This window comes from Gaoshiqia hydrogeniformans (assembly GCF_049347105.1).
In the GTDB taxonomy this organism is placed as follows: Bacteria; Bacteroidota; Bacteroidia; order Bacteroidales; family Prolixibacteraceae; genus Gaoshiqia; species Gaoshiqia hydrogeniformans.
This window is the reverse complement of record NZ_CP186334.1, coordinates 606,203-623,570: the sequence shown is the minus strand read 5'-3', so window position 1 is coordinate 623,570 and position 17,368 is coordinate 606,203. Positions and strand designations below refer to the sequence as shown.

Genomic DNA, 17,368 nt, shown 5'->3' with positions numbered 1-17,368 from the left:
AGACTTAAGCTGCCCTTCACCCTGAATGAGATTTTACCAGAGATTTTCACCATACGACCATCCTTTGCGTACGGGCTCTTTGATGTAGGCGTCCAGTTCGGGACGATTGGTTACTTTCATGTTTTGGGCATCGTAATCGAGCCGTCCGCCAAAACGCTGCGCCAAAACGCCAACCTGGGCCATTTCCATTAAGCTGGCCGAATAGTCGAAGTTGGATCCGGGCAGGGCGCCGTTTCTAATGGCATCCATCCATTCCTGAACAGGCTGTTCTTCTCCCACTCTCGGAATGGTTTGAGCCGGGGCATTTTTCAAAAATTCTGTCATTTCTTCTTCAGGTACCAGCAGCCTGGCGTTGTTTGGCCGGCCTCCGGTGATCAGTGTTTTTTTATCGCCAATCATAATCATTCCGGTATCGGGTAATTCGTTAACTCCCCATTCCGGTCTCACGGCCGGTTTTTCAAAGCCTTCGTACCACTTCATGGTCACAGGCGCTTTATCGCCACGCGCTGCAAACTGCCAGGTAACAACCGATTCTTCGGCAACAAAACTATGATCAGGAACCGGATCTGTGATGACCGCTTCTACCGTGTGGGGCAAGCCGAGATCCAATGCCCAGAAAGGAGCATCGAGGGTATGACAACACCAGTCGCCAAGTTTTCCGTTTCCGTAGTCATAAAATCCTCTCCAGGTCCGGGGTGCATAAAGGTTATTGAACGGACGTTCAGCCACGGGTCCTTGCCATAAGTCCCAGTCGAGCCCGGCAGGTACTTCCTGAGGTTCAGGCGGGAAGGTGGTTGGTTTTCCAAAATAGCCGTCGTTTGCAAAGTCAATTTTCCCTTGCCAGGCTATCACTTCTGTTACTTCTCCGAGCACGCCGGCTTCGTACCACTCTTTAACCAGCCTGATGCCGTTTGTGGTGTGTCCCTGGTTCCCCATCTGCGACACGATACCATAATGTTTTGCCGCTTTTTTCAGGGTGCGCAGTTGCCAGATGTTATGAGCCAAAGGCTTTTCAACAAACACATGTTTGCCAAGCTCCATAGCTGCCATGGCCGCCGGAAAGTGTGTGTGGTCGGGTGTTGCAATAATTACGGCATCAATTTTTCCGGCCATTTTGTCGAACATGATCCGGAAGTCTTTAAATTTTTTGGCATCAGGGCATGCCTGAAATCCTTTTACTGACATTCGGTCGTCAACATCGCACATGGCGACGATACGTTCAACAGGAACCTGGCTCCAACAAGCCTGACCGCGCCCGCCAACGCCAATTACAGCAACGTTTAGCCGGTTGTTTGGCGAGCAGCTGATCATGTTCGGAATAAAGATTGCTCCGGCAGTAGCCGCGGAGGCTGTTTTCATAAATGATCTTCTCGAAAGGTTTTTCATAGGAATATGGATTAGGTTTAAGTTTTTCTTTTCGATGCTGAAACCGACGGCTACACTTTACCTCGGGTTAAGGTTACTTTTATACAAGAATTTTTTCAAGTCCGGTTTTCCAGTGATCGTAGGCTTCAGTGTACTCGGCAGTACGCGAGTTGTCCGGCTCTATCAGTTCTAATCTGGTCAGGTTGTCAAACGCTTCGTTCTCTGATTGGTAGTAACCGGAACCGATTCCGGCTCCGCGGGCTGCCCCAATCGATCCGTCGGTGTTGTAAAGTTCAATGGTTGCCCCGGTAATTCCGGCCAGCGTTTCCCTGAAGATGGGGCTCAGGAACATGTTGGCTTTTCCGGCACGAATGACTTTTGCATCAATACCGATGGTTTTCATGATGTCCATGCCATATTTGAAGGCGAAAACAATGCCTTCCTGCGCGGCCCGGAACAAGTGGGCATTGGTGTGAATGTTAAAGTTGATGCCGGTCAGGGTCGATCCCGGGTTTTTGTTTTCCAGGACACGTTCGGCGCCGTTTCCAAACGGTAAAATACGCAAACCGTTGGCGCCGATGGGGATACCGGCTGCAAGTTTATTCATTTCTTCGTACGAGATCATTCCTCCTCCAATTTGTTTGTTCAGCCACGAGTTGAGGATGCCGGTGCCGTTGATGCACAGCAGCACTCCAAGCCGGTTGGCGCCGGCCGTGTGGTTTACGTGGGCAAAGGTGTTTACCCGCGATTGGGGGTCGAATTTAATTTCGTCGCTCACCCCGTATACAACCCCGGATGTTCCGGCGGTGGTGGCAATTTCGCCCGGTTTCAGGACGTTTAGCGACAGGGCGTTGTTGGGTTGGTCCCCTGCGCGGTAACTGATTTTGATGCCTTTGGCCAATCTCAGTTCCCTGGCAGCGGTTTCACTTAGTTCGCCCTGTACTGAGAATGTCGGGACGATTTGGGGGATGAAGCTTTCATCAAAACCATAGTGGTCGAGCAATAATTTTGCAGGTTTGTTTTCTTTGAAGTTCCAGAGGATTCCCTCAGAAAGCCCGCTGGCCGTAGTTTTCACTTCGCCGGTGAGTTTCATGGCGATGTAGTCGCCCGGCAGCATCATCTTGTCGATCCGGGCATAGAGTTCCGGTTCATGGTCTTTCACCCACTTGAGTTTCGAGGCCGTGAAGTTCCCGGGCGAATTCAGCAGGTTTTCGAGGCAAGCTTGCTGCCCGATTTCCTGAAACGCTTTTTCTCCGATTTCGGTGGCCCGGCTGTCGCACCAGATGATGGAAGGACGCAGTACCTGCTGGTTTTTATCGACCAAAACCAAACCGTGCATCTGGTACGAAATACCAATCGAATCAATTTCAGCCGGCTTAACAGCAGTTTTATCCATGATTTCGGCAACAGCCAGTTTCAGGTTTTCCCACCATTGCTCCGGCTCCTGTTCAGCCCAACCCGACTGAACCGCTTTGATTCTCATTTCCTGTTTGGGGTAAAAAGCCGAAGCCAGGCATTGGCCTGATTCTCCGTTTATGATGGAGGCTTTTACTGATGAGCTTCCAATGTCAAATCCAAGTAGATACATGTGTCGGTAATATTTAATTTTCTTGTCCGTTCTGTTCTGGTATGTCCTGCAAATTTAGATGTACTCCTTCCGATTTCAAAACTGACATAAATGTTTTATAACAGATTTTAAATGGAACTCCGGACCTTAAGCCTGGTAGGAATCTGAACAGCAACCGGCTCGCTGCTGACAACAAACTCCGCGGCTTTTTTTCCCATCAGCTCAAAATCGGTCGAAATAACCGTGATGCCATCTTTTACATACTTTTTCATCGGGGTTTCGTTGTACGAAATAACCCCGGCGTCTTGCCCGGGAACCAGATTCTTTTCGGAACACTGATCCAGGAAACGGGCCAGGGTGCGGTCGCTGACCAGCAGGTACAAATCGCCCTTTTTAACGTCGAATTGTTTTGAATTCAGCACGACATCATAATTGAGCTGAAAATCCTGCCCGAATTTTTCGAAGTAGCTGATCGATTCTTTGGGATGATAAGTAAATTCAGGGTACAGGTAGACAAAACGTTTGTATTTTTTTATCAGGTCGAGGTTGTTTTGCAGCGAGTCGTAAAGCGTTTGTCCAAAATCCTGGTAGATCATAGACATACCGGGGCTTGCATGAATATTCCAGTCAATAATCAACAGCCGGTCTTTCGGAATCTGGTTGATGATTTCGGGAACACGCTGATGGTCGAAATTCATCACAATGTATTTGGTATATTTCCCCAGGCTTTCGGTGATGATTTTTTCAAAAACATTGATGTTGTAATGATGAAAATGCAGGTCAACGGCGATGGTTTCGGGCAGATTTTCGAGAAACGATCCGTAAAGCACTTCTTTGTATGCCTTAAAGGTATCGAGAAACAGAAATACCTTGGTGGTTGCCCTGGCTACAAAATATCCTTTGTTGGGAACCGATTCAATGATCCCGCGGTTTTTTAACTCGGCGTAGGCTTTAAAAACGGTGTCGCGCGACAATGAGCTTTTTTTTACCAATTGATTAACTGAGGGTAAAATATCGCCCACCTGCAGCAGGTTGCGGCTGATTGCGTCAATAACAGCATCAATGAGCTGCTGAAATTTCAATTGATTGGACAGTGGGTCAACGTTGAATTTAAATTTACTCATGATATCGGGTGTTCTGTTCTGTTATGCAAACATACAAAAGAAATCGCGAAAGTAAACACTGCCCCGGTTTGTTTAAAATTCACATCCGTCTTGTTTTTTTGTAATATTGAAGCAAAAACAAGATCATGTTAAAAGATTTAATCCTTAAAAACCGGAGTTACCGGCGTTTTTACGAGCGTGAACGGCTTTCTGCCGGACAGTTGGAAGCCTGGGTCGATCTGGCGCGTTTTTCGGCCAGCGGGCGGAATGCCCAGTCGTTAAAATATGTCCTGATTACCGATGAGGAGATGTGCAGTCAGGTTTTTCCTTTACTAAGCTGGGCCGGGTATTTAAAAGACTGGGGTGGCCCGAAACCGGAAGAGCGGCCTGCTGCTTACCTGGTTATGCTGAACGATAAAGAGATTTCGACCAACTATTATTGCGACGACGGGATTGCCGCCCAGAGTATTTTGCTTGGCGCCGTTGAAGCCGGTTACGGCGGTTGCATTGTAGCTTCGGTGAAGCGGAGCCAGTTGAGAGACCTGCTGGAACTGGACGAACGGTTTGACATCATTCAGGTACTGGCTTTGGGAAAACCTGCTGAAACAATCGTATTGGACGATATGAAAGAGGGCGATTACAAATATTGGCGTGATGCTGATGACGTGCACCATGTGCCCAAACGACCTTTGAGCGAACTGATCCTGAGAAAATAAAAAGGAGGAGAGACGCCCGTAAGCGTCTCTCCGGATTACCCTTAAAATTAACCCCTAAAAAACAGTGCTTTAATAATGTGCGACGCTATTTTCGGATTTTCCTTCAGGCGTCGTGTTGAATAATTAAACCATTCGTTTCCAAACGGGACATAAACCCGCATTTTATATCCTTCCCTGACAAGCGAATCGCGGAGATCAGGGGTTACCCCGTAAAGCATCTGAAATTCATACCGTTCTTTCGGTATCCGGTGCTTTTCGATGAGCTGCCTGGCTTTTTCAATCAGGTACTTATCGTGCGTGGCAATGGCTGCATACATCTGGTGTGTAAGCATATATTCGAGGTCTTCGAGATAATGATCACGTATTTCCTGGTAACCTTTAAAGGCAATCTGTTGAGGTTCAATATAAATTCCTTTGCACAGCCGGAAGTTAAGCGGATGACTGTTCTGAGGGAGTTTGCTCATGTCGGTCAGATCGTTTAGCGTACGCCTGAGATAGGCTTGCAACACCAGGCCGACATGACCGGGAAATTCCTGTTTCAATTGCCTGAACAGGTTTGTTTCAAGGTCAACACATTGCGAATCTTCCATGTCAATCCGCACAAAACTACCTTTTTCGGCAGCTTTGCCGATAATCTCCCGCAGGTGCCGGTAACAGACGTCCGGGTCGATTAGTAAGCCAAACATACTGGGTTTCAGTGAAAAATGCCCGATGATCTTTTCTTCGGTGAACCGCTCAATAATCTCCAGGTATTTGTTCTTATTTTCTTCGGCTTGTTGCAGGTTGGTGATAAACTCGCCCAGCAGATCAACCGTAACTTCAATCCTTTTGTCGTTCAGGTCTTTTGCCACCCGCAATCCGTCGTCAATGGTTTCTCCGGCAATGTACCGTTTCGAAAATACCCAGATGAGTTTTTTCGGCAGGTAGGGAAGCATATTTGCAATTAGTTTATTAATCATTCAGGCTGTTTTGTGGTGATTGTTGTCCATTTTCGTTTTCGTAAAAATACAATGGGGAGACCTCTGTGTTCAATGATGTTTATCAGCGAATACTTATGATTTTACGCAGGTTTCATGCGTAGTTATGTTGTATAATCAGTTGTGAAAAAATATTGATGAACTGGGTGATTTACTAATGATAAATTTTTATTTTTGGCTCGGATTAACAAGAAGGCGGGAAACACGTAAGCAGTTTGTTTTAGTTTTCTTTTTAATAATTGGTTTTCTAAAAAATTAAACACATGAAAAATACTTCTTTGATCTTAAACCTGGTCTTATTGGTTGCAGTTGTGGTAATTTATATTTTGCATTTTACGTCGGGAACCAAAAGTATTGGCGGCGAGTTTGCCGGTTCCGGTTCGGGTGAGGTTGCTGATTCAAAAATTGCCTATGTGAAAGTTGATTCATTGATTGTGAATTATGAATTGGCCCAGGTCCTGCACGATGCATTTACCAAAAACCAGGAAGCATATACCCGTGAATATGCCTCCAGACGATCAAAGTTTGAAGAACAAGCTGCTTCCTTTCAGGAAAAAGTACAACGGGGCGGATTTTTAACCGAACAACGTGCCGTGCAGGAGCGCGACCGTTTGGTGGGCGAAGAGCAGGCCATCCTGAAACTTGATCAGGAATTATCGGGGAAACTCGCTGAATTGCAAAGTTCAAACAACCAGCAACTGGTCGATAGCCTGATGAATTATCTGAAAGTTTTCAATGCTGATAAAAAATACGATTACATTTTTAACGGGACGGACATTTTAATTGGCAACGAAGCCCATAACATTACCAAGCAGGTGCTGGATGGTATGAATGCCCGCTACGCAAAGAAGAAATAGGCTGAAGTGATTATAAATTGAAAATCCGGGTTTTGCCCGGATTTTTTTTATCTGTAATTTTCGGACATGTCATTTGCCAAACGATACCTGGAGTTGCATATACCATACGCGGCGTTTATTCCGGATAAGCCATCGGAAATGCTTGGTTTGATCGTGGTGATCCCGGCCTGTAACGAGCCCGAATTAATCCGGACCATAGATTCGCTTGCCGGCTGTGAGCCGCCTGCATGTGGTGTGGAGGTGATTGTGCTGGTGAATGAGGCGGAAGACAGTCCGGATAATGTTCGTTTGCAGAATGACAGGAGCATCGGGGAGCTGGTTGCCTGGAAGCAGTCTCATCCGGCTGCTTTTTTCGATCTCTACCCGGTCAGGGCGGACGCCTTTCCCCGCAAACACGCCGGCGCCGGGTTAGCCCGGAAAACCGCTATGGATGAGGGAATCCGCCGTTTTGCTGCTATCAGTCATGCTGACGGAATCCTGGTTTCGCTCGATGCCGATACCCTGGTTGCCCCCAATTATCTGACTGAGATTGAGCGATGCTTTCATTCGGGTGACAAGCCGGTCGGGGCAACCATTCGCTTCCGGCACCGGATCGACGAGATTCAGGATAACCGACACCGAACTGGAATCATGCTGTATGAAAAATACCTGCATTATTATAAACAGGCGCTGGCTTTTACCGGTTTTCCCCATGCCATTTACACGGTTGGATCGGCCTTTTCCGTTCGGGCCGACGCCTATGTGAAACAGGGTGGCATGAGCAAACGACAGGCCGGCGAAGACTTTTATTTCCTGCATAAATTGAAACAGTTGGGTCAGGTAACTGAAATCAATACCACTTGTGTGTTTCCATCAGCGAGGCTTTCAGACCGGGTTCCTTTTGGCACAGGCCCGGCCCTGAAAAAGTGGGTTGACGGAGATGACCGCCTTCAGCAAACATACGACTTTCAGGCGTTTGCCGATCTGCAACAGTTTTTTAAGTTACTGCCGTCTTTCTACGAAAGGGCTTTTCAGCCGGATGATATCGAGCGGCTGCATATCCCAAAGCCGGTTTTACTGTTTCTGCGAGAGGACCATTTCCCGGAGTCGCTGGCCGAAATTAAACAGAACAGCTCCTCTTTTATAACCTTTGAAAAGCGTTTTTTTCAGTATTTTAACGCCTTCAAAATTCTGAAATTTCTGAATTTCAGTCACCCTGATGACTATACCTATCAGGATTTGGAAGAAGCTTACCGGCAAATGGAGGAAACAACAGCTCACTTTGTTTCCTCCCCGGAGAAAGAATAAAAACAGATCTTTTAAAATGATACAAGCATGACCTGAATCGTCATGATCAGCTGTTGTGAGCTTCACGATTGATCAGCTTCCAGGCATTTTCGACATGTTCTTGTTTGGTGTTGGTTTGGCCGATGCTCATGCGCAGCCAGAACGTTCCGTCCAGAACGGTGTGCGTTAAAAAGATGTTGCCGCTTTTGTTGAGCCGGTCCATCAGTTTTTTGTTGAACCCGTCGCCTGACTTGTGACGGAAGCAAATCAGGTTAAACGGCGGTTCGTTCAGTAATTCAAAATCGGCCGAAGCCTTCACCCGGTCTGCAAAATCACGGGCCAGACGCATATGTTCGCTGATATGGTAACGCAAGCCTTCAACGCCGTAATGGCGAATGACAAACCAGAGTTTTAGCGCGCGAAAACGGCGGCCCAACTGCACGTGCCAGTCGCGGTAGTCGATCACGGCGCCTTTTTCGGTCGCTTCGTTTTTGAGGTATTCGGGCAAAATACTCAGTGTTTTGATCAACACGGTTTTATCGGCTACATAAAAGCAATCGCAGTCGAAATTGGTAAACATCCATTTGTGCGGGTTAAAAGCGTAACTGTCGGCCAGCTCAAGCCCGTCGAAATGGCTGCGGTAGGCGGGGCAAATGGCCGCGGTGCCCGACATGGCTGCATCCACATGAAACCATAGCTCGTATTTTCGGCAAATTTCGCCGATGCGGCGCAACGGATCAACCGCGTTTGATGAGGTGGTGCCAACAGTTCCGCAAACAAAAAAGGGGAGCAATCCTTCGGCTATATCTGCTTTTATCTGATGTTCAAGCGCTTCTGGTTTCATCGCAAATTGCTTGTCGGCTTCAATTTTACGCAGCCGGTTTGTGCCTATACCCGCTACTTTCACCCCTTTCTCAACCGATGAGTGGGTTTGAGTTGAAATGTAGGCTACCAGGCGGGAGCTCTCGCCGGTGAGGTTGCAGGTAAAGTTCGTTTTCTTTTCCCGCGCAGCGAGCAATGCGGTTAATACGGCATTTGAGGCGGTATCCTGGATGACTCCGCCGCCGCTTTCGGTGGTTTTGAAGTGTATGGGAAGGCCCATCATGTCAACCAACCAGTCCATCACCTGGCTTTCCAGTTCGGTGCAGGCCGGGCTGGTGGCCCATAACATGCCCTGCACGCCCAAACCGGCAGAAAGCAATTCTCCCAGAACAGAAGGCCCGGAGGTGTTCGATTGAAAATAGCCGAAAAAATTGGGTGATTGCCAGTGGGTGATTCCGGGCATAATGATCTGATCAACATCGGTTAACATGGCATCAAACGACTCGCCTTTTTCCGGTGCTGTTTCGGGTAATTTTCGGCGGATATCGCCCGGTGAAACCCTTGATAATACCGGGTAGTTTTCTACCTGCATGTAATAGTCTGCAATCCAGTCAATCAGTTTTTTTCCTTCTGCCCGAAATTGATCGGGAGTCATGTGATAACTTTTTTCCATCTTATTTTTAAGATCCGTTTGATGTCTGTTAAAGGATATTGTGTTGGTTTTGATCCGCAGTATTCAGTACCTGACGAAAAAAGACGTGTACTCCTGAATACCCGGAAGTTCTGTTTTGAACAGCCGGTCGACCCGGCTGAGCCCGTTTCCGGCTCTTAACAAGTCGATATATAACTGAATAATATCTTCATCTCCTTCGATTTCCAGATCGACACTGCCATCCGTTTTATTTCTCACCCAGCCGCAAAGGTTGAGGTCGAGGGCTGTTTTCCGGGCAAAATACCTGAACCCAACGCCTTGTACCCGTCCGGTCAAAACAATATGACAGGCTTTTTTTTGATTCAAGGTTTGCTTGTTTGTTTATGGCCAAACTCGGCGACAATTTCGGGTTGTACCAGCGCCCAGATCGAATAGATGCCCAATGCCGTTCCGAGCGGGAAATTCAGCAGGTTTAAAATGGAGAGGATCAAAATCAGGATGCGTGCCCACTGCCGGCGTTTGATTAGCCCAATGCCGCCGATAATACCTGGTATGGAAAAGATTACAAAAACTACCGCCAGGATATTGGCAATCGTTGAGAGAATAAAATTAGCGTTGGAGTCATCGGTAAAATCACCGACAAGGTGAAGCATGGTATAGATAAAAAGAGCTGTTAAGAGGCCCAGTGCGCCGCAAACAATGTGTAAAATGCCGATCAGGCTGATATGTTTTTCCATGAGTTAAATTTTCTTCTAAAATTAGGAAGAATACACGGAACTTCGGATGCCGTCAGGACGGAATAATAGCCGAATCTTGCTTTTCTACCCATATTTGGCGCCTGACGGCACCCCCCAAACGGACCTGTGTTAGATCATAAGTCTTTCTCATTGGTCTACAGTGAGGAACTTTCCTTAACATGCTGCATCAAATCAAAATTGGTTCTTCATGGAATTTGTCGTACACCCAAATCGGCACGCCCGACGAGCTTCCCGGAAAGTATTTTTAAATTTACCTGCAAAAAATGCAACCTATCGTATTTTATACTTGTCTATCGGAATAGTGAATAAGTAAAAACATCAGAAAAGAAAAAGAAAAGTGAAACAGATGAGAATATTGAAAGTTGGAATAATTGTGTTCTTATTTTTAAGCAATCAACTTTGGGCTCAAAGTTATGGAAACTATGATAAGGTGCCTTTTGCTGTGGGAATTTTTCCACCTGTAAGCAGCAACGGAATGAACGCCGGAAATTGTGTCAATCAGTTTTCGCTGAATCTCATTTCGGGTTATTCGGCCGGATTGACCGGCTTTGAATTTGCGGGATTCTCGAATACCGAGCGCGATTTTGTGAGAGGTGTTCAATACGCTGGTTTTTTCAACTTTGTAAACGGCGATTTTACCGGCTTCCAGTTTTCCGGTTTCGGGAACTTTAACCGGGATGTGTCCAGGGGATTTCAGTTCTCAGGATTCGCTAATTTCAATTATGATGAGGCCAATGGTGTTTTGGCAGCCGGGTTCGCCAATTTTACCAGAGGAAAATCACTGGCCATCCAGTTGTCCGGCTTTGCCAATTTTTGCGAAGACGTGCAGGGGGTGCAGGCAACAGGTTTTGCCAATGTAGTGAAAGGAGACGGAAAAGTCTTTCAGTTTTCGGGATTCTCAAACATCATTCTGGGTGAGGTGAATGGCATTCAGGCTGCGGGATTTCTCAATTTTTCGAAAGCAAAGATGCAGAATTTGCAGGCGGCCGGTTTCTGTAACGTTTCGATGGACGATGTTACCGGACTCCAGCTGGCCGGTTTTTCGAACATCGCCAACGGCAATCTGCACGGAACTCAGATTGCCGGATTCGTGAATGTGGCTAAAAAAGTAAACGGGTTGCAATTGGGATTCATTAACATCGCTGATACGATTGAAAGCGGCGTTCCTCTCGGGTTTCTGAGTCTCGTCAGAAAAGGATTCCGCGAGCTTGAATTTTCTGTCGGCGAAGGCTTGAATGCGCAGCTTGCGTTTAAGATCGGGGTGAACCAATTCTATAATATTTTTGCCATAGGCGCCCAATTCCTGGGGACCGGTGACTGGTGGGGAGTTGGCTATGGTATCGGTACACATTTGTTGAACAACGATCAGACGAAAGTGCAATTGGAATTAATGAGTTATCACCTGTACGAAGGAGGCAACTGGACAGATCACTATAATGGTTTGGAACAGTTGAAGCTGACCGTTGCGAAGAGCTTGGGCAACCATCTCCGTGTTTTTGCCGGGCCAACGGTCAACTTATTAATTACCGATCATGACGGTAGCAAGTGGCAGGAACTTTACAGTGATTTTGCGTCATATTCCTTCTATTCCCGCACCGGGAAGCATAACAGCATGAAAGGCTGGATTGGTCTGACAGCAGGTATCCGGTTTAACTAGGAGTGAGTTTGCCATTGGCCGCAGCTGTGTATCCTGAATTTTTCAGCAGAAGGCTTGTCTTTTTCTTTTGCCGGTGGTGCTTTTGCTTCTTCATTTTTTGAATTAAATTCAAAACAAAAGCAGCAGGATTAATTTTTTATCTTCGTTTCCCTGTATCTTTAGCAGGTAGTTGGCGAGCAAAAATTTACCTGTTGCCAACCGGTTATTTGATGGTGCGAAAATGATGAGCAAACAATTTAACAGCGGGTTACCTGCCGGTTTAATGAGCGGTCTTCTCGGGATAACGGGAAAAGCGACAAGCCTGGATCAGTCGTTGCAACAGTTTTGCGACTTGGTTGCAGATTTTCCTGTTGGCGGTTGTCGGGTTTCGGTGCGGGTTTTTTTCAACGGAAGGAGTTGGTCGGATAAGCAGTTTGTGGAAGGCCCGTTGGTTCGAAGCGGTAATTTTCAGACTCCCGACCGCAAGGAGGGTAAACTGGAGTTTTTTCTCCCAAAGCCTGTTGGCCGGCCTGGCTCAGATGACATGGAGGTTTATGGTGAAACCCTGCTTCAGCAACTCGCCCCTTTGCTGGTGAGTTTAATTTCACGGTTTCAGCTCGACGAACTGTACCGGTATACCACCGAGCGGGACAAGGAGCTGAAAAGTATCAACCGGACGGCCGAGGTCCTTAAGAAAAGTATCACCCTTGACGAAGCGTTGCAGGAGATTTGTTTGTTCCTGCCCGAAGCGATGCAATATCCCGAACAGGCAGCTGCCCGTATTCAGTATGGTCAAAAGGAGTTTGTCAGCCAGTTGTTTACGCCTACCGGCTGGAAACTGCAACAGGCTTTCGATATGCCCGACGGAACAGGCGGCTGTATTGAAATCTACTACCTGAAGAAATTTCCGGATGTTTTTGCCGGACCGTTTCTGGAGGAAGAACAAAGCCTGATCAATAACCTGGCGGCATTGATTTCAGGAACTGTTTCGAAAAAAGTGTTGAAGAAACTTTTGGTTGAAAATACGGAGCGGCTGAAAGAACTGAAAGGAATTAACCAAACATCGGAGATCCTGCAAAAAGGCAGATCAATGGAAGAGTCGTTACGGGTGATTTGTACCGTTTTGCCGGAAGCCTGGCAATATCCCGAATATACCAGTGTACGGATTAAATACAACGGGAACGTGTTTGTGAGCCGAAACTTCAACGAATCTGAATGGCGGATGGTCCAGGCATTTGAGGCTCCCGGAAGAAAAAAGGGGACCATCGAGATTTTTTATTCAAAACAATTCCCGGAGGCCGATGAAGGTCCGTTTTTAAAAGAAGAGCGAAACCTGCTGGTAAACCTGTCGGGCCTGATTTCAGGCTCGGTTACCCGCGAAGAGTTTAAAAAGTTATACCGGACCAATACCGAACGCCTCAAAGAATTAAAAGCCATCAGCCAGACTTCAGTCATCATCGAAGCCGGAAATCCGGTGGACGAAACCTTACAGGCAGTTTGTTCCATTCTTCCTGCTTCTTTTCAATATCCGCGATTCACGGTGGCCCGGATCCGATTCGAAAGCAAGGGGTACACGAGTGAAGGCTTCAGGGAAACCGAATGGGCGCTCAAAGAAAGCTTTGTAACAATTGACCATAAAAAAGGGCAAATTGAGATTTTTTATCTGAAGCAGTTTCCGTATGCCGGTGAAGGTCCGTTTTTATATGAGGAACGAAACCTGCTGGTTAATATCAGTAAACTGATTTGCGGTTATCTGAACGGATACAAAGGACATGAAATCATTTCGCACAAAGGAATTGCTCTCACCGAACGCCATCCGTCCGATGAATTCAGAAATTCGCTGATCAAAAACAAAAAGCCGCTGCAATTGTACTTCAACCAACAGTCGATCGATAAATACATCTATCTCGACATGATGAAGTATAAAATCAAGCATATTCTTTTTATTGCCACCTTATACGACGCGTTTATCCTGGAAAGCGAAGACTCGTTCTTCGAAAAATTCATGGGCGAAATTTATCAGTACAGCTTGTTTTCCGTTCCCCGGATAACGGGGGTGTCGACAGCCGCGGAGGCCCTGGAACTGATGAAAACAACGCATTTCGACCTGGTGATCCTGATGGCCGGGATCGACCGTGAAGCCCCGATCCTGATCAGCGAACAAATCAGGGCTGCCGACGAATCGTTGCCCATTTACCTGCTTCTGAATAAAAAAAGTGATATCCGGTATTTCGAAGAACTGGTGCCCACCATCCGTTCAGTGGATAAATTATTCGTATGGAACGGCGATTCCCAGATTTTGTTTGCCATCGTAAAGTCGACCGAAGACAGTGTGAATGTGGAAAATGACACCAAAATCGGTTTGGTGCGTGTCATTCTTTTAATTGAAGATTCACCGCTGTATTATTCAAAATACCTCCAGATTTTATATGGGATTGTCTTCGGACAGGTACAACGCTTGTTGCCGGAAGTCGAAAAAAATGAAATCGACAAGATCTGTAAAATGAGGTCGCGGCCTAAAATTTTGCTGGCCCGCAACTACGAAGATGCCATGTATATTTTCAACAAATACCGGGATTTCATGCTTTGCGTAATCTCTGATGTTGAATTCGACCGTTCCGGTAAACTGGACAAACACGCCGGCGTCCGCTTCATTAAATACGTGCAATCGCATATTTCAAACCTGCCGATTATTCTTCAATCATCGGAAGACCGGAACGAACGGATTGCCAAAGAACTGAATGTTACCTTTATCAATAAAAACTCGGAAACCCTGCTGAATGAAATCCGGGCGTCGCTGAAAAATTTCCTGGGTTTTGGGAACTTTGTATTTCGCGACAAAGACTCGAATAAAATTGCCGTGGCCAGGTCGCTGCGCGAATTTGAAACCTTGCTGCACCAAATTCCCGACGAGTCGTTTTACCTGCATGCCTCCGAAAATCAATTGTCGCTGTGGCTGATGGCGCGCGGCGAAATTCAGCTGGCCAAAACGCTTAATCCTGTTCAGGTCAGTAGTTTTCAGAATATGAGCGAGTCGCGGCAGTTTTTTATTGATCAGATTAAAAAATACAAAGACGAGAAGAAAAAAGGGAAAATCCTGGATTTTGACGAAACTTCGACCCTGGATGAAAAAAACATTGTTTCTTTTGCCGGGGGATCACTCGGAGGAAAAGGCCGTGGCCTGGCTTTCATCAATATCCTGATTTCAAACCTCGATTTTTCGGCCTTGTCAAACCGGATCAATATTATTGCTCCCATTACGGTCATTATTGGCACCGACGAATTTCAGCACTTTATCATCAGGAACGGCCTTTTCGATAAAATCATCGATCCGTCGGTTTCCTATGCCGAATTAAGACGCTTGTTTGCCGAGGGACACTTGTCGTCCACCTTAATGCGGAAACTGAAGGTGTTTGTAACTCAAATTGACAAGCCGATCGCGGTCAGGTCGTCAAGTACATCCGAAGATTCAATCACACAGCCTTTTGCCGGAGTTTTTGATACCTACATGGTCCCGAACTGCACGGTGACGGTGAATAAAAAGATTGTGCTTGATCAGCTTTCAACAGCCATTAAGTTGATTTATGCGTCGACATTTTCGGATAAGGCCCGGAATTATTTCTCCATTATCCACCATAAAATTGAAGAAGAGAAAATGGCTGTTGTTCTGCAGGAGTTGGTGGGGAGCCAGTACGACGATTATTATTACCCGCACATCAGCGGAGTGGCCAAGTCGTACAATTATTACCCGGTGGCCCATATGAAACCCGATGAAGGATTCGCCGTGGCTGCGGTCGGGATGGGCGCTTATGTGGTGGATGGGTGGCAGGCATTCCGTTTTTCGCCGCGGTACCCGAAAACCAACATGTACAGCATCAAAGATTTACTAAACAGTTCGCAGGTTGAATTTTATGCCTTGAAGTGCAACGAATTGTCCGTTGATTTTCTGGAAAAGGGCGAACTGGCATCTATGGAGCTGCTGGATATCAGCGAGGCTGAAAAACATGGTTCGCTGGTTCATTGTGCATCCGTATACAATCCGGAGAACGACCGGCTGGAGCCCGGGCTTAGCGCTTACGGACCGAGGGTTATTAATTTTGCTGATATCTTGCAGTATAATTATATCCCATTGGCCGAAACCATCCGGCTTCTTTTAAATACCATTAAAGAAGCATTTGGTTCGCCTGTGGAAATTGAATACGCGGTCGACCTTAACCGGACGAAAAACGGATTGCCGGCTTTTTATCTGCTTCAGATTAAACCTTTGCTTGCCGACCAGATGGTGCCAACCGCTACTATCGAAACAAAGGACCGGTCAAAGATGATCCTTTATACCAGATCGAGCATGGGAAATGGAATTATCAACGACATCAGCGATGTGATTTTTGTTGATCCAAAACGGTTTAACAAGCTGAAAACACTGGAGATGGCCAGTGAGATAGAGGCCTTAAACAAGATGATGAGTAAAAGCGGGAGGCAGTATATTCTGATTGGCCCCGGACGTTGGGGCAGCAGGGATCACTTTGTGGGAATTCCTGTCAACTGGTCGCAGATTTCCAATGCCAAAGTGATTGTTGAAGTCAGCCTCGAAAACTATCCGCTTGATTCGTCGCTGGGATCTCATTTTTTTCACAATGTCACCTCTATGAATATCGGTTATTTTTCGGTCCAACATACATCGCCAGTCGATTTTCTCAAATGGGATGTACTCAACCAACAGAAGGTCATTCATGAAACGAAATACTTTAAACACGTACATTTCGAAAGGAATTTAACCATTATGATGGACGGAAAACAACGAACAGCAGCCGTTTTGGATGAGTAAGTGAAAGAAATTTTCGGTCAAATGCAGATTCAAGAAACAGGAATATGATCAATATTGCGCTATTTGATGAACATAAATTGATTCTGGACGGATTCTCCCGCTTGCTGTCTGATATACCCGATTTTAACCTGATACTGACCTCAGACAACCGGGATGTGTTGACGGATAAGCTGAAAAAAGTGAACGTGCACATTTTAATTCTGAATATGCACGATATTTCGGTGCGGAATTTAAACTTTATCGTCCAGCTAACCATCGAGAAGCCCAACCTGAAAATATTAATCCTTTCGGCAATCCGGAATGAAGAGATCATCCTGAAAACCATAAAAGCAGGGGCCAAAGGCTTCCTGGGAAATGATTCGGACATGAACGATCTGATGGAAGCCGTTTATACCCTTCGTAACGGGCATGATTATTACCATAAATCCATCTCCAACCTGCTTGTCAATCAATATCTTTCCCGGCTGAATCAGGCGCCGGGACAGGATTCGGCATCGGGTCAACTAAGTGCCAGGCAAACGGAAATTCTCCGGTTGTGGGGCGAAAGTCATTCGAACCAGGAAATTGCCGACCAATTATTTATCAGCGTGCGAACGGTCGAAACGCACAAAAACCACATCATGCAAAAGCTAAACCTCAAGAGCACCGTCGATATGGTGAAATTTGCGATCAAAAACAACATCATCGACATCTAAAGGAGCGAGCCCCGCTTACGTGATACACGTAATTGCAAAGCGGGATAAATTGATTTTTATCATGAATGTTATTTTTGTCCGACGTGATGCCTTACACGTCGTCATGTTCCTTTTTTGCAACGTTTATCA

The 17,368-nt window shown here is 46.4% G+C and carries 13 protein-coding genes; 6 read left to right on the top strand and 7 right to left on the bottom strand.

Going from position 1 to position 17,368, the window contains the following annotated elements; all coding sequences use genetic code 11:
- Positions 1-33: 33 nt before the first annotated feature.
- From ACOIT5_RS02615 to ACOIT5_RS02605, 3 genes are all read right to left on the bottom strand, one after another.
- Positions 34-1,386, bottom strand: coding sequence for a Gfo/Idh/MocA family oxidoreductase (locus tag ACOIT5_RS02615; protein ID WP_423128912.1), 1,353 nt, complete (start codon positions 1,384-1,386; stop codon positions 34-36).
- 79 nt (positions 1,387-1,465) lie between these two features.
- Positions 1,466-2,953: a xylulokinase gene (locus ACOIT5_RS02610; RefSeq protein WP_423128911.1), complete on the bottom strand. Its 1,488-nt coding sequence runs from the start codon at positions 2,951-2,953 to the stop codon at positions 1,466-1,468.
- Between the two features lie 107 nt (positions 2,954-3,060).
- Positions 3,061-4,056 carry a GntR family transcriptional regulator gene (locus tag ACOIT5_RS02605; protein ID WP_423128910.1) on the bottom strand — a complete coding sequence of 332 codons (996 nt, stop codon included), beginning with the start codon at positions 4,054-4,056 and terminating at the stop codon, positions 3,061-3,063.
- Positions 4,057-4,181: 125 nt separating this feature from the next.
- Here ACOIT5_RS02605 and ACOIT5_RS02600 point away from each other — a divergent pair, with 125 nt between their 5' ends.
- Entirely contained in the window at positions 4,182-4,751 is a 570-nt protein-coding gene (locus ACOIT5_RS02600) for a nitroreductase family protein (RefSeq protein ID WP_423128909.1), read from the top strand.
- A gap of 47 nt (positions 4,752-4,798) precedes the next feature.
- On the opposite strand, the gene ACOIT5_RS02595 is transcribed toward ACOIT5_RS02600, so the two are convergent.
- Entirely contained in the window at positions 4,799-5,710 is a 912-nt protein-coding gene (locus ACOIT5_RS02595; RefSeq protein WP_423128908.1) for a proline dehydrogenase family protein, read from the bottom strand.
- 281 nt (positions 5,711-5,991) lie between these two features.
- Here ACOIT5_RS02595 and ACOIT5_RS02590 point away from each other — a divergent pair, with 281 nt between their 5' ends.
- Both ACOIT5_RS02590 and ACOIT5_RS02585 read left to right on the top strand, forming a co-directional pair.
- On the top strand, positions 5,992-6,585 hold the full coding sequence (locus tag ACOIT5_RS02590) for an OmpH family outer membrane protein (RefSeq protein WP_423128907.1): 594 nt from the start codon (positions 5,992-5,994) through the stop codon (positions 6,583-6,585).
- 66 nt (positions 6,586-6,651) lie between these two features.
- Positions 6,652-7,872: a glycosyltransferase family 2 protein gene (locus ACOIT5_RS02585; protein WP_423128906.1), complete on the top strand. Its 1,221-nt coding sequence runs from the start codon at positions 6,652-6,654 to the stop codon at positions 7,870-7,872.
- A gap of 46 nt (positions 7,873-7,918) precedes the next feature.
- Here ACOIT5_RS02585 and ACOIT5_RS02580 read toward each other — a convergent pair whose 3' ends face one another.
- From ACOIT5_RS02580 to ACOIT5_RS02570, 3 genes are all read right to left on the bottom strand, one after another.
- Entirely contained in the window at positions 7,919-9,346 is a 1,428-nt protein-coding gene (locus tag ACOIT5_RS02580) for a pyridoxal-dependent decarboxylase (protein WP_423128905.1), read from the bottom strand.
- A gap of 63 nt (positions 9,347-9,409) precedes the next feature.
- Complete coding sequence (locus tag ACOIT5_RS02575; protein WP_423128904.1) at positions 9,410-9,691, bottom strand: acylphosphatase; 282 nt, start codon at positions 9,689-9,691, stop codon at positions 9,410-9,412.
- A complete protein-coding gene (locus ACOIT5_RS02570) occupies positions 9,688-10,062 on the bottom strand; it encodes a hypothetical protein (RefSeq protein WP_423128903.1) in 375 nt (124 codons plus the stop codon). The genes ACOIT5_RS02575 and ACOIT5_RS02570 overlap by 4 nt, the downstream gene beginning before the upstream one ends.
- Before the next feature lie 367 nt (positions 10,063-10,429).
- On the opposite strand from ACOIT5_RS02570, the gene ACOIT5_RS02565 reads away from it, so the two are divergent.
- The 3 genes from ACOIT5_RS02565 (at position 10,430) to ACOIT5_RS02555 (ending at position 17,239) form a co-directional block, all read left to right on the top strand.
- The gene (locus ACOIT5_RS02565; protein ID WP_423128902.1) at positions 10,430-11,740 is read left to right on the top strand and encodes a hypothetical protein; all 1,311 of its coding nucleotides are present in this window, start codon (positions 10,430-10,432) and stop codon (positions 11,738-11,740) included.
- A 220-nt stretch (positions 11,741-11,960) separates the two neighbouring features.
- Complete coding sequence (locus ACOIT5_RS02560) at positions 11,961-16,544, top strand: PEP/pyruvate-binding domain-containing protein (RefSeq protein WP_423128901.1); 4,584 nt, start codon at positions 11,961-11,963, stop codon at positions 16,542-16,544.
- Positions 16,545-16,588: 44 nt separating this feature from the next.
- Positions 16,589-17,239, top strand: coding sequence for a LuxR C-terminal-related transcriptional regulator (locus ACOIT5_RS02555; protein WP_423128900.1), 651 nt, complete (start codon positions 16,589-16,591; stop codon positions 17,237-17,239).
- The last annotated feature ends 129 nt before the right edge of the window (positions 17,240-17,368 follow it).

Excerpts from the sequence above, each read along its gene's own strand:
- ACOIT5_RS02615 (WP_423128912.1), bottom strand. The coding sequence starts at position 1,386 with ATGAAAAACCTTTCGAGAAGATCATTTATGAAAACAGCCTCCGCGGCT.
- ACOIT5_RS02610 (WP_423128911.1), bottom strand. The coding sequence starts at position 2,953 with ATGTATCTACTTGGATTTGACATTGGAAGCTCATCAGTAAAAGCCTCC.
- ACOIT5_RS02605 (WP_423128910.1), bottom strand. The coding sequence starts at position 4,056 with ATGAGTAAATTTAAATTCAACGTTGACCCACTGTCCAATCAATTGAAA.
- ACOIT5_RS02600 (WP_423128909.1), top strand. The coding sequence starts at position 4,182 with ATGTTAAAAGATTTAATCCTTAAAAACCGGAGTTACCGGCGTTTTTAC.
- ACOIT5_RS02595 (WP_423128908.1), bottom strand. The coding sequence starts at position 5,710 with ATGATTAATAAACTAATTGCAAATATGCTTCCCTACCTGCCGAAAAAA.
- ACOIT5_RS02590 (WP_423128907.1), top strand. The coding sequence starts at position 5,992 with ATGAAAAATACTTCTTTGATCTTAAACCTGGTCTTATTGGTTGCAGTT.
- ACOIT5_RS02585 (WP_423128906.1), top strand. The coding sequence starts at position 6,652 with ATGTCATTTGCCAAACGATACCTGGAGTTGCATATACCATACGCGGCG.
- ACOIT5_RS02580 (WP_423128905.1), bottom strand. The coding sequence starts at position 9,346 with ATGGAAAAAAGTTATCACATGACTCCCGATCAATTTCGGGCAGAAGGA.
- ACOIT5_RS02570 (WP_423128903.1), bottom strand. The coding sequence starts at position 10,062 with ATGGAAAAACATATCAGCCTGATCGGCATTTTACACATTGTTTGCGGC.
- ACOIT5_RS02565 (WP_423128902.1), top strand. The coding sequence starts at position 10,430 with ATGAGAATATTGAAAGTTGGAATAATTGTGTTCTTATTTTTAAGCAAT.
- ACOIT5_RS02560 (WP_423128901.1), top strand. The coding sequence starts at position 11,961 with ATGATGAGCAAACAATTTAACAGCGGGTTACCTGCCGGTTTAATGAGC.
- ACOIT5_RS02555 (WP_423128900.1), top strand. The coding sequence starts at position 16,589 with ATGATCAATATTGCGCTATTTGATGAACATAAATTGATTCTGGACGGA.